General features: G+C 68.0%; 11 protein-coding genes, 3 pseudogenes and 1 riboswitch. Of the genes and pseudogenes, 4 read left to right on the plus strand and 10 right to left on the minus strand.

Going from position 1 to position 11,977, the window contains the following annotated elements:
* The 7 genes from x551_RS23525 to x551_RS12890 all read right to left on the minus strand — a co-directional run.
* Nucleotides 1-408: DUF5677 domain-containing protein (locus x551_RS23525; RefSeq protein WP_216701319.1), on the minus strand; the 408-nt coding region annotated here is incomplete at its 3' end.
* Nucleotides 390-893, minus strand: a complete 504-nt coding sequence (locus x551_RS25270; protein WP_152543511.1) for a hypothetical protein — start codon at nt 891-893, stop codon at nt 390-392. The genes x551_RS25270 and x551_RS23525, both read right to left, overlap by 19 nt.
* Before the next feature lie 276 nt (nt 894-1,169).
* Nucleotides 1,170-1,511, minus strand: coding sequence for a hypothetical protein (locus tag x551_RS12870; protein WP_036248840.1), 342 nt, complete (start codon nt 1,509-1,511; stop codon nt 1,170-1,172).
* Between the two features lie 126 nt (nt 1,512-1,637).
* Nucleotides 1,638-2,603, minus strand: coding sequence for a hypothetical protein (locus x551_RS12875; protein ID WP_051512005.1), 966 nt, complete (start codon nt 2,601-2,603; stop codon nt 1,638-1,640).
* Nucleotides 2,604-3,045: 442 nt separating this feature from the next.
* Nucleotides 3,046-4,404, minus strand: a complete 1,359-nt coding sequence (locus tag x551_RS12880) for an aspartate aminotransferase family protein (protein ID WP_036234097.1) — start codon at nt 4,402-4,404, stop codon at nt 3,046-3,048.
* Between the two features lie 34 nt (nt 4,405-4,438).
* Nucleotides 4,439-4,759, minus strand: coding sequence for an EthD family reductase (locus x551_RS12885; protein WP_049820860.1), 321 nt, complete (start codon nt 4,757-4,759; stop codon nt 4,439-4,441).
* Between the two features lie 17 nt (nt 4,760-4,776).
* Nucleotides 4,777-5,331, minus strand: coding sequence for an amino acid synthesis family protein (locus tag x551_RS12890; protein WP_011827970.1), 555 nt, complete (start codon nt 5,329-5,331; stop codon nt 4,777-4,779).
* A 127-nt stretch (nt 5,332-5,458) separates the two neighbouring features.
* Here x551_RS12890 and x551_RS12895 point away from each other — a divergent pair, with 127 nt between their 5' ends.
* Nucleotides 5,459-6,316, plus strand: a complete 858-nt coding sequence (locus x551_RS12895) for a LysR substrate-binding domain-containing protein (RefSeq protein ID WP_036234094.1) — start codon at nt 5,459-5,461, stop codon at nt 6,314-6,316.
* 4 nt (nt 6,317-6,320) lie between these two features.
* On the opposite strand, the pseudogene x551_RS12900 reads toward x551_RS12895, so the two are convergent.
* From x551_RS12900 to x551_RS23530, 3 genes and pseudogenes are all read right to left on the minus strand, one after another.
* A pseudogene (locus x551_RS12900) lies at nt 6,321-7,579 on the minus strand (putative Na+/H+ antiporter).
* Between the two features lie 117 nt (nt 7,580-7,696).
* Nucleotides 7,697-8,272 carry a TMEM165/GDT1 family protein gene (locus tag x551_RS12905; protein ID WP_036234091.1) on the minus strand — a complete coding sequence of 192 codons (576 nt, stop codon included), beginning with the start codon at nt 8,270-8,272 and terminating at the stop codon, nt 7,697-7,699.
* A gap of 8 nt (nt 8,273-8,280) precedes the next feature.
* A riboswitch (yybP-ykoY riboswitch) is annotated at nt 8,281-8,455 on the minus strand.
* Nucleotides 8,456-8,479: 24 nt separating this feature from the next.
* Nucleotides 8,480-8,920 (minus strand): annotated as a pseudogene (locus x551_RS23530) (sigma 54-interacting transcriptional regulator); the annotation flags it as partial.
* 224 nt (nt 8,921-9,144) lie between these two features.
* Between x551_RS23530 and x551_RS12915 the strand changes: the two are divergent.
* From x551_RS12915 to x551_RS27410, 3 genes and pseudogenes are all read left to right on the plus strand, one after another.
* Nucleotides 9,145-10,467: a histidine kinase gene (locus tag x551_RS12915; protein WP_051512007.1), complete on the plus strand. Its 1,323-nt coding sequence runs from the start codon at nt 9,145-9,147 to the stop codon at nt 10,465-10,467.
* A 124-nt stretch (nt 10,468-10,591) separates the two neighbouring features.
* Nucleotides 10,592-10,866 (plus strand): annotated as a pseudogene (locus x551_RS27405) (response regulator transcription factor); the annotation flags it as partial.
* Nucleotides 10,867-11,043: 177 nt separating this feature from the next.
* Nucleotides 11,044-11,208, plus strand: coding sequence for a helix-turn-helix transcriptional regulator (locus x551_RS27410; protein ID WP_253950372.1), 165 nt, complete (start codon nt 11,044-11,046; stop codon nt 11,206-11,208).
* Nucleotides 11,209-11,977: the final 769 nt, after the last annotated feature.

An 11,977-nucleotide genomic window follows, 5' to 3' on the forward strand; every position in this document is an offset into this window, starting at 1 on the left:
TAGGCGAAATCCAGAGACTGACGGATGCGTGTACTCTGAGAGGAAGCTGTATAGGTAGTCAAAGAGCTCCAGATCCTCCAGGTGTGAACTGCTCTCCGCCATCTTGTAGTACGAGATGTGTCCGATGTACTCTTCCCCGTCCTCCTTCCGCAGAATCCTTCGGGAGTCGATGCGCCCATTCGCTGTTCTCGCGAAGTCATGAGTCCCAAGCTTTAGGCCAATCTGAGCATCGGTGAGGTGCTTCAGCATCTCAGGACGGGAAATCGCATAGGTGATATGAAAGTAGTTTTCTAGAAGATGCCTCGCTAGTGATAGGCCGTCAGCACCAATGTTTTCAGATAGAAGGACCTTGATTGCTCGGAGAGTCTTCATGCTCTTCGCCGCGCAGATCAGCGCGTAGTCGTCCACGAAAAATGGGCGCTCGATGAGCGAATCCGTTTTGCATTCCGCTTCAAGCCGTGTTCTAGAACATATCCGAAGCAGATGATGCAATGGTCGAGTTCCATCTCGAACGAGCGTAAAAGCGCATCTATTGGGTGTTCTGGCGGCGGATTTCGCTCTAGCTCAAAGTATTGATCGATTGCAGCATTCCAATCAGCCAAATCTTTCGTTGTCGCGAGCTTTTCGTTCTCGCGCGATATCAATAGACCCCCTGTTTTTCGGTAGGCGTGAATGATGTGCGGACGGACCTCCGCTCGCTGCATCGCGTCAACCGCTTGCCGCTCCAACTCCTCCTCTGACACGAGGTACTTCCATAGGAAAACAGGGTCACTTCCTTTCGAGGGCGCTCGGTTGAATATGCGCCAAAAGTCTTCCTCCGCGCGCTCCAGAATCTCCACTGCTTCTGGAACGAGAGGAACTCGTTTGTGGCAGTCCCCGTCTTTGTCCACCACCCATTTGAACGCCTTTCCTTTGCAGCATGAGCCGTATCGAAGTCCGCTATCGCATGGGCATTTGGCGTTTGATCTAGGTTCGCGCATCGACGTGACTGTCATCTAACGTTTGAGGTAAGCGGCAGAACCCGGTACCCCGGAGGCTGTCCGCTTGACCGAATGGTTAGGCCGCATTAGAGCCCCCTGACGTCGTAGACCCGCAAAGGGCGACAAGCGACAAGGCGCAACTACCCAAGCTACTACCACCGATCACTCGCGGCCCTTCTACCATGAAGCCTACTTGAGCGACCTTGCCCAGATGCTGATGCCGCAGCTCATGCACTGGCTAGTGAAGTGATTCCAGTGCGTGCTGTCAGGCGCGACGTGGAAGCGCTTGCCGCATTTCGGGCAGGGAACGAATGAGAGGTACAAAGCGCAAGCCATGATGACAAACCAGCTCATGATGCCAAAGAGCCATGTGTACCTGACCAAGGCGTCGCTGGCCGACGGCAGTGCGAAGAGTGCGCCCACAATGACGAACAGGGCAACTGGCAAGAGACTACCTACGAGTCGTGCTGTGTTGCGCCAGCGAAGCCGGGGAATGACGTACTCGGGATCGTCGGACGGGACGGAGTTCATGCGGCCTAACGTTCGAGCTAAGCTGCCCGCGGAGGCAGGCGTTGTAAGCCCGGACTGAGTCGATAGTACGACTGGCTCAGGCCGGGCTTACAAAGCCTGCCGTGGCGGGTCAGCTTGAGCGAGGGGTTAGGCCCCAGCGCCACCAAGCGCCTTCTGGATGGCGGCCTTAGCTGCTGAGATTTTGTTCGCACGTTCGCGCGCCTCAAGGCGTTCATCAAGTATGAGTTCGATGCCAAGACGGAGTGTCGCGAAGTGCTTAAGGCATTCTTCCTCAGAGAGTTCGTGGATGCCTTTACTTAGCAGAGAGTACATGCCCGGGTGATCCACCAAGAAGGCGGGTAGGTAGGCTCTGAGCATCGCGATCTTCTCGCCCATTCTGCAGCGAGCGTAGGTTTCCTCATCCCAGCCATTCGCCTCCTTTGCTACGGTGTGCGCCTCCTCCACCAAAGTCTCAAAGATGCGACGCAAGTAAACATACGCGCCAACGCCAACATCATGCGAGGCTAAGCCTATCGCCCGGGTAAGCTCACCTAGCTGGGCCTTTGACAGAACATGCGTGTACTTCTTGACCTGAAGAAGGTGAAGGTCACCATAAGAAGGCTGCTGACCGATCTTCTGGAACGTCCACTGGACGCCCGGCGGACCAGAATCGGTTGGGATGACTTGGTAGTCAATGAAAAACAGGAAGTCTTGCCTATGAGCCTCATGTCTTGTGCACTTCGCTGCAACGTAGTACACGTCCGATTGCAAGCGCGGGTGCTTGGGGTTGATCCCGTGCTGATGCTCCAGTTTCTCGCGCGCGAGGTTGCGCTTGTACTCGTCAGGCCGGTCTGAAGCGGTGACCTTGAAGGTCGATTCGCGCTTGCACTTCACGCAGAAGCTGTCGTATGTGCCGTTGAGGTACAGCACATCGAGGACTTCCCAGACCTGCTCGCCTTCGTACGCCACCGGTGCGTAGAGCGGCACGCTGAGAAGGAACTCGATCGGCTTTGGAATGCTCATGGGCAAGTGACCGGTTTCTGGGGCCAAACTAAATAGTTGAGCGGCGCCCGCGCAGCGGGTCGTCCGCTCGAACGACAGGTTCGGGTGCATCGACGCGGGGCATGAATCAACTATTCCTCTAATGCTCGGCTGGCTGCGCGATGCGGCTTGTCTGCTGTTGGCTCACGCTGCGCTGTGTGCATGTCCGCTCAAGCAAGCTTGTGCGGCGTGCTCGCAGCGCAAGCTAGCAGACTTCTCGCATTTCATACAGCCCACCTGCTTTCGCTATGAATGCAGGTTGTCTTCCGCGTAGCGGCGACTGTCAGCTGAACTAGATTTCGACATGCGCGACCGTACTGGCGCCGTTGATCTAACGCAACCCCTGCGTGGACGCCAGCACCTGCGCTAAGCCCTGGAGAAGGCCCGTTCGATGCCGATGCGCAGTGGCGTTTAGGCGGCCCAAATGACCAAGGAGTCGGGTGAGTACCCGACGCCGTGAAAAGAAGAAGGCGTTTCGATCCCGCTCGCGCTCAGCGCGCGACGTGAGGGGCGCTCAAGCAGCAGGCAACACCGCCCCCACCCCCTCCGCCACCGCCTCCACGATCCGGTCGATCGTGGCCTCGTCGCTCACCAGCGCCGGGCCCAGGTAAACGGTGTCGCCGCGGCCGCGCGTGACCACGCCGCGCTGGCGCATCTGGGCCAGCACCTGTGGGCCCATCTTGCGGGCGGGGTCGAAGGGCTTCTTGGAGAAGCGGTCTTCCACCAGCTCCACCGCGGCGATGAGGCCCAGGCCGCGGATGTCGCCCACGTTGGGGTGGTCGCTCAGCGCGCCGCGCAGGCCGCGCAGCAGCCGGTCGCCCAGCACCTGCGCGCGCGCCAGCAGGCCTTCGCGTTCGATGACGTCCAGCGTGGCCAGCGCCACCGCGCAGGCCACGGGGTGGCCGCTGTAGGTGTAGCAGTGCATCCAGGTGTCGGCGCCCGGGCGGTCGAACACCGCGGCCACCTTGTCGGACAGGCCCACGCCGCCCATCGGCACGTAGCCGCTGGTGATGCCCTTGGCAAACTGCACCAGGTCGGGCTGCACGCCGCTGCCCCAGTGGCCCAACGCGAACAGCTTGCCGGTGCGGCCGAAACCGGTGATGACTTCGTCGGTGGCGAACAGCACGTCGTAGCGGTCGCAGATCTCGCGGATGCGGCGGAAGTAGCCCGCCGGCGGCACGTAGGCGCCGCCGCCCATCACCGGCTCGGCGATGAACAGGGCCACCGTGTCGGGGCCCTCGGCCAGGATGGCGCGCTCCAGCTCGTCGGCCGCGGCGGTGGCCGGGTCGCCACCGGGCGGCACGGTGTAGCGGTAGGCGTCGTGGTTCGGTATGTGCACGAAGCCCGGCATGCGCGGCTCGAAGGCCGGCCAGTAGGCCGGCATGCCGGTGGCGCACATGGCAGCCAGCGTCACGCCGTGGTAGCCGCCCATCACGCTGATGGTCTTGTACTTGCCGGGGTTGCCCTGCGCCTTCCAGTAGTAGCGCGCGGTCTTGATGGTGCTGTCGGTCGACTCGCCGCCCCCGGAGGTGAAGAAGAAGCGGTGCATGTTGGGGTACACGCGGTCGGCCGCCAGCTTCTCGGCCAGCTCCATCGCCCGCAGGTTGGTGCTGCCGGCATAGCCGGAGGCATAGGCCAGCTCGCCCATCTGCGCGGCGGCGGCGTCCACCAGTTCGCGGCGGCCGTAGCCCAGGGTCACGTTCCACAGGCCCGACATGGCGTCGATGTAGCGCTTGCCGTCGGCGTCGGTCAGCGTGGTGCCCTCGCCCTTCACCCACACGTTGCCGGCCAGGTGGGCGGCCTCGTTGTGCAGCGAATGCACCAGGTGGCGGTGGTCGCGCTGCAGCAGCGCGGCGTTGAGGCTGTCGCCCATGTGGCTGGCTCCGTGGGTTGCGGGGGTCGCGGGTTCAGACGCCGGTGTCCACCAGCGTGTGTTCGTCGACGAACAGCCGCTCGCGGCGCGACACGTGGGCCATGGAGTCGGCGGCCACGGCGCGGCCGTGCTTGGTGTCGTAGGCGGCGTCGAAGGCTTCCTTGCTGTCGAACCACAGCTCGGACACGCCGTCGATGGCGCCCTCGCCGTCGGCCGTCACCAGGTTGAAGCGCAGGCCGCGCAGGCCGGGCAGCTGGCGCGCCAGGGCGGCGTGCTGGCCCAGCCACCACGCGGCGAAGTCCTGCGCGCTCATGTCCTCGCGACGCTTGAGGAGGATGATGGCCTTGAAGAACATGGAGGTCTCCTTCGCACTCATGCGGGCTTCCTCACACGATGGAGCGGTCGCCCGCCGATGGCCAGCACCAGCGCCACCAGCATCTCGTCGGGATGCGGCGCGTCGGCGATGGCGATCTCCGCGCCATCCATGTCGTCGAAATTCCAGATGTCGTTCTTGTTGGTCACCGGCATCACGATCAGCGAGCCCGGCCCGCCCATCTTCTTGCTGCCGGGGATGATGGCCTCGCCCTTGTGCACCGCGCGGCGCACCGGCGCGCCGAACTTCGGGTGCAGGATGGCCGCGGCGTGCTCGATCTCGCCGTCCAGGCCCACGATGGCGCCCTTGCCGTAGCTCTGCACCGCGTCGGGCGCCACGCCCAGCGCCTGCACGCCGCGGCGGCCCAGCAGGTCGCCGAGCTCGGCGCCCAACTCGTACAGCGGCGAAAGGTCCTCCACGTAGCGGCCGGCATAGGGGTTCTTCACCACGGCGGCCACCACCACCTTGCGGGCGGGCGGGTCGACCGGGCGGCCGATCTCGGTGTGGATCTCCTCGAGCTGGACCACCAGCTTGCGCAGTTGCAGCAGTGACATCGTCGGGTTCGTCCTGGAAGACAAGGGGGAAAAAGGGAACGTCAGCGTTTCACTCTAGGCGGATCGAAAGCCGCTGAAAAACGAAACTTCGTGGCGCGACAGTTCACGTTTCGTAAACTCAGCGTCCATGCTGCTGGACATCGATCAGCTCCGCACGCTGGTGGCGTTTGCCGACGCCGGCAGCTGCAAGGGCGCGGCCCACCTGGTGCACAAGACGCCCTCGGCGGTGAGCGTGCACCTGGCCAAGCTGGCGGCCTCGCTGGAGCGGCCGCTGCTGGAGCGCCAGGGCCGGCGCCTGGTGCTCACGCACGACGGCACCGAGCTCGTGCGCTACGCGCGGCGCATGCTGGCGCTGCAGAGCGAGGCGCTGGCGCACTTCCGCGCGCCCGAGTTCGGCGGCACGCTGCGCGTGGGCCTGCCCGACGACTACATCCCGGTGCTGATGGCGCCACTGCTGGCGGCGCTGGCGCGGCTGGCGCCGCGCGCCCACGTGGAGGTGCAGTGCGCGCCCAGCGCCGAGCTGCGCCCGCTGCTGGCCGACGGCCAGCTCGACCTGGCCATCCTGTCGGCCGAGACCGACACCCAGGAGGGCGTGGTGCTGCGCACCGAGCGCGTGGTGTGGACGGCCTCGGCCCAGCACGACGTGGCGTACGCCGACTGCCTGCCGCTGGCGCTGTTCCCAGAGGGCTGCATCTTCCGCAAGTGGGCGCTTGCGCAGCTGCGCAAGCGGCGGCGCGAGCACCGCATCGTCTGCACCAGCCGCAGCATGGCGGCGGTGCAGGCGGCGGTGCGCACCGGCTTCGCGGTGTCGGTGGTGGCCGAGAGCTGCGTGCCGCCCGACGCGGTGGTGCTCACGCCGCAGCAGGGCTTTCCGGCGCTGCCGGCGGTGACGATCATCCTGGCCGCCTCGCCGGCCACCGACGCGGCGCTGGCGCAGCGCCTGGGCGAGCAGATGCGGGGGCCGTTGAGGCGGGTGAGGGGCTAGCGCGTCAGAGCAGCAGGAAGGCGGCGGCAGCCACCAGCGTGGGGCCCAGGGCGCCGAGCAGCAGGCCGCCGGCGCCGACCGATTCGTCGGCGAAGCCGCGCTTGAGCAGCGCCACGCCGGCCGGGTTGGGCGCGTTGGCGATGACCGTCAGCCCGCCACCCGCCACCGCACCGGCCACCAGCATGTACTTCGACGCGTCGGAGATGCCGGAGATGAGCGAGCCAGGTAGGTGAGCGCCGCGTTGTCGGTCACGGCGGTGAGCGCCAGCGCGCCGAAGAACAGCGCCAGCGGCTCCAGCCCCGCCACGATGGGCTGCAGCCACCAGCGCTGCAGGCCGCCGAGCACCACCAGGCCCGCGAGGAAGAAACCCACCAGCAGCGCTTCCTTCAGGATCAGCGGGTCCTGGTGGCGCGCGTAGGCCTGCGTGAACCCGAGAAACAGCAGGAACAGCGCCAGGAAGGCCACCGGGTGATGGGCCAGCATCACCACGCCGGCCAACAGCGCCAGGTGCACTCCCACCACCGCCAGCGGCACCGGCTCCGCACCGGCGGTGCCCGCTTCGTCGGGCCCGGCCACCAGGTGCCGGCGCAGCAGGAAGGCGGCCACCGAGGCGTTCACCAGCACGGCGAGCGCCGCCTTCCAGCCGAAGTTCGCCAGCATGAAGGCGCTGTCCCATTGCCAGGCGGCGGCCACCATCAGCACCGGCGGCGCGGCATAGGAGGTGAGCGTGCCGCCGATCGACACGTTGACGAACAGCACGCCCAGCGCCAGGTACTTGATGCGCTCGGGCACGCCGGGCCGGAACACCAGCGGCGCGAGCAGCAGCGCCGCGATGGTCATGGCGGCGGGCTCGGTGATCAGCGAACCGAGCAGGGGCACCGCGGCCAGGCCCAGCCAGGCCGACACCAGCGGCGTGGGCAGCGGCGCGAGCCGCGCGATCGCGCCCACGGCACGCATCACGGTTTGCAGCACCGGCCGGGAGGCCGCCACCACCATCACGACGAAGACGAACAGCGGTTCGGTGTAGTTGCGCGATTCGGCGTAGTCGAGCGCCGCGCCGCGGCCGGCGACGAGCGCCATGACCAGCACCAGCACGATGGCCCAGAAGCCGAACACCACCTCCACCTCGCCCAGCAGGTGGAACAGGCCGGCGTGGCGCGGATGGCGGTGCGAGAGGCGCTCGAGCTGCTTGGCAGCGAAGGTGTGGACGAGGGCCACACCGAAGAGGGCGGCGGCGATCCAGTCGATCGTGGGGTCGGTCATGGGCAGCAGGGTCGTGAAGCAACCGCGAGGCGGCCCGACCTTCGCAAGAACCTGCCGCACCGCGCTCGCGGTCCGACACCCGGGGGGAGTGTACGGGGCGCTGGAGGGCGCCGTGGATCAGAGGAGATGGCCCACGTTGAACAGCGTCAGCACGCCCAGCACCGCGAACAGCAGCGCGGCGATGCCGTGCACCAGCCTCATGGACACCCGCTTCGCCACGCCGTCGCCCAGCAGCACCGCCGGCACGTTGGCCAGCATCATGCCGAAGGTGGTGCCGGTCACCACCGCCCACAGATCGGTGTAGCGCGCCGCCAGCGCCACGGTGGCGATCTGCGTCTTGTCGCCCATCTCGGCGAGGAAGAACGCGACCACGGTGGTGCCGAACACGCCCAGGCGCAGGCGGCCGCTGCCCTCTGCCTCGTCGTCGAGCCGGTCGGGCACCAGCATCCAGGCGGCCATGGCGAGGAAGGAGCCGCCGATCACCCAGCGCAGCACGTCGGGGCCCAGCGCGCGGGCGATCCAGTCGCCCACCGCGGCGGCGCAGGCATGGTTGACGAGGGTGGCGACCAGGATGCCCAGGATGATGGGCAGCGGGCGGCGGAAGCGGGCCGCGAGCAGCAGCGCGAGGAGCTGCGTCTTGTCGCCCATTTCACCGAGGGCGACGATGCCGGTCGAGACGAGAAAGGCTTCCATGCGTGCGAGAGGTCCTGGGCCGGATGACGCAATGACCACACGGCCTCTCCGGCCACGCGGAGGCTGTGCGGTCAAAGGTCTTGCCAGGCTGTGGAAGCTGCTCGCACCATGGCCTGCAGGCCAAGTGTGTTGACGCGAGCCCCTGCAACGGATGCAGGGCGGCTACTCCCCGATGACGGGTGGGAGTCGCGATTCTACCAGGGCCCGCTAGGAGCGTTCGCCCTCGGGCGGCAGCTGCGTGGGCGAGACGATGCCGAAGCGCTTCATCTGCCGGTAGATGGTGGTGCGGTTCTGCCCGGCCTGCGGGTCCAGCAGTTCCAGCGCCTCGTCGGCGATGAAGGCGCGGGTGTCCAGGTGCTCGGCTTCCTCGCGCAGGATCAGCTCGAACAGGTCGCCGAGATCGCGCCGGTCGCGCAGTGCCGGCAGCGGCAGCGTGGCGCCGCACAGGCGGTCGTACAGGTCCTCGCGGAAGCTGCCGGCGGCGATGAGCTGGCGCAGGTCGCGGTGCGAGGCGGCGATGACCGGGAGCTCCACGCGGATGGGCCGGTCGGCGCCGAGCGGCAGCACCTCGTGCTCGGACCGCACGCGCAGCAGGCGCGTCTGCAAATGCAGCGGCATGTCGCCGATCTCGTCGAGGAACAGCGTGCCGGCGCAGGACGCCAGGACGACGCTGCTGAACGTGGGCATCAACCACACCTTCTGATCCGATCCGTTTTGTTAGAGAGCTGAGCCGACGGCTTTTGGGGTGCCCGGGGGGCACCCCTTTTTGTGGCGCGCCCGCCGGCGGCCCACGGGCAAACTGCCTTCCGCGACGCACCTGCCCCGGGCCGGCCGCCTGCTTGATGCAAGATGCGCGGCACACCGTGCCGCCCATGTCGCTGCCCCCTTCCGTCCTTCCCGCGCCGCCGCTCGCCGCGCCCGGCACCAACACCGGCGCGCGGCCGGTGCTGCACCTGCGGCGCGCGCTGATCTGGCGCATCGTGTTGATCGCCGTGGCGGTGCTGCTGTCGCTGGCCGCCTGGGAGGTGCGCGTGCTGCGCCAGGCGGCGACCGCCGAGCTGCCGGCCACCGCGTCGCTGGTGGCGCAGCTGCTGAACGACGATCTGGCGCGACGCACCTCGTCGTTCGACCGCATCGACATCGAGGTGCCGCTGACGCCGCTGGAGCGGCTGGGACGGCGCATCTCGTTCTGCGTCGAGGTCCAGCACCTGATGCGCGACCGGCCGCTGGCGCAGTCCTGCCTGTCCGAGGAGCCGGTGACGGACGCCGGGCGCCTGCTGGCGCCGTGGCTGCGCGCCGGCGCGATCGGCAACGCCCAGGCCACGCGGCTGCTGCAGTTGCAGGCCGGCATCCGCGCCGGAACCATCGTGGTCACGCCGAACTGGGACAGCCTCGGCCAGATGCTGTGGCAGCGCTGGCTGGTGCTGGGCGGCTTCGCGCTCGGCTTCGTGGGGGTGGTGGCGGCGGTGGCGCTGCTGGTGGACCGCTCGCTGCGCCCGGCCAACGAGGTGCTGACGGCGCTGGCGCGGCTGGAGGGCGGCGACCTGAGCGTGCGGCTGCCGCCGTTCGCGCTGAGCGAGCTGCGCAGCATCGCCGGCAGCTTCAACCGGCTGGCGGCGCGCTGGGCCGCCACCACGGCGCGCCAGCGCCTGCTGACCGAGCGGCTGCTGCAAGTGCGCGAAGAGGAGCGCCGGCGCCTCGCGCGCGAGCTGCACGACGAGATGGGTCAGAGCCTGGCCGCGCTGTGGGCCGAGGCCGAGGTGGTGTCCACGCTGGCCGGCCAGTCGCTGCCGCAGCTGCGGCCGAGCGCCGACGCGATGTCACGCACCACCGAGCACCTGCTCGAGGGCCTGCAGCGGGTGCTGTCGGACCTGCGGCCTCCGGCGCTCGACCGCTTCGGGCTCGCACAGGCCCTGCAGGCGCTGGTGGCGCAGCCGCGGCGCCGGGCCGCGCAGGGCGACCTGCACGCCACGCTGGAGATCGACGGCGACACAGAACGCATCCCGGACTCGATGCGGGTGCATGTCTACCGCATCGTGCAGGAAGCGCTGACGAACGCGGTGCGCCACGGTGATGCTGCACAGGCGCGCGTGCGGCTCGCCTGCACCGAGCGGCAGGTGAGCATCGAGGTGACCGACAACGGCAGCCACCTGGCGTGGCGGTACCGGTGCCGGGCCACGGCCTGCTGGGCATGAGCGAGCGGGTCTCGGCGCTGGGCGGCACGCTGGACGTGGCGCCCTGCCTGCCCGGTGGCATGCGGCTGGCGGTGACGCTGCCCTTGCCACCGCTGGAGGAGACGCTGGCATGACGATCCGCGTGATGCTGGTCGACGACCACGCGATCGTGCGCGAGGGCTACAAGCGCCTGCTGGAGCTGCAGAGCGACATCGTCGTGGTGGCCGAGGCGGGCGACGGCGGCGAGGCGCTGAACCAGTGGCGCGCGCTGCGGCCGGCGGTGGTGGTGATCGACCTGGGCCTGCCGGGCATGGGGGGCTGGAACTGATCGCCCGGCTGCGCCAGCGCGACGAGGCCTGCCGCATGCTCGCCTTCAGCATGCACCGCGACGCGGTCTGGGTGGCGCAGGCGCTGCGCGCCGGCGCGCTGGGCTACGTGACCAAGAGCAGCGCGCCCTCGCAGCTGGTGGCTGCGGTGCGCGAGGTGAATCAGGGCCGCCGCGTGCTGAGCCCGGATGTCTCGGGCGAGGTGGCCAGCGCCCTGCTCGACCCGCAGGACAGCGCCGCGCACGGCCTGTCGCCGCGCGAGTTCGAGGTGATGCGGTTGCTGGTGGGCGGCCGCACGCCGCAGGAGATCGCGCAGTCGCTGAGCCTGAGCGTGAAGACGGTGCACAACGTGCACTACCAGATCAAGTCCAAGCTCGGCACGGCCAGCGACTTCGAGCTCGCGCGCATGGCCTGGCAGCGCGGCTGGATCGGCTGAGCGCCGCGGGCGCGCGCGCTCAGCCGCGCGCGGGAAGAACGCCAGCGTCACGAGCAGCAGGGCCGCGTACATGCCGATCTCGGCGGTCTCGGTCCAGGGCTGGATGCGCTGCAGTGCGCCGACCACGTGGGCCACCAGCATCAGCGCGAACACCGCGGTGAGGAACTCGAAGGTGGGCTGCAGTGCGACGCCGGTCAGTGCGGCGCGCAGCATCATCGCTTCGAGGATCAGGATGAAGCAGCCGAGGCAGCGCCCGAAGTAGACGGCCAGGTCGGTGTGCTCGGGGATGCGCCAGCGCATCAGCCGGGCCCAGGCCAGCGGCGTGAAGGTGATGGGCAGCGCGAACACCAGCGTGGTCACGATGCACAGCCACAGCAGGTAGGTGGGGGCGTGGGCGCTCCAGGTTCCGATCATGGTCTCCTCCGGGGTTCGGCCTTGTTGTCCAGATGCCGCCGCGAGTGTGCAGAAGTCGGCGCGTTCCGCCGAGGGCAAGTTGCCCGAGCCACGTTCTGTCGCAAGTCTTGCGCGGCCTTGCATCACCGCGGCGCAGAATGGGCCGTGGCGCGGAACCGCGAGGCCCGCAGCGGACCTCAAGGGGTCGTTCCCGGAGTTCGCCCCGCCGCGCCCGCGGCGGGCAAGGAGTGACAGACGATGAAGCGATCGACACGCTGGCTGCTCGCGCTGTGCGGCCTCGGTCTCGGGGTGCTGGGCGCGCATGCGCAGACCACGCGGCCTGCCGTGCAGGCGCGCGCGAACGGCAGCGGCGGCG

The organism is Methylibium sp. T29, from assembly GCF_000576205.1.
Classification (GTDB): domain Bacteria; phylum Pseudomonadota; class Gammaproteobacteria; order Burkholderiales; family Burkholderiaceae_C; genus Methylibium; species Methylibium petroleiphilum.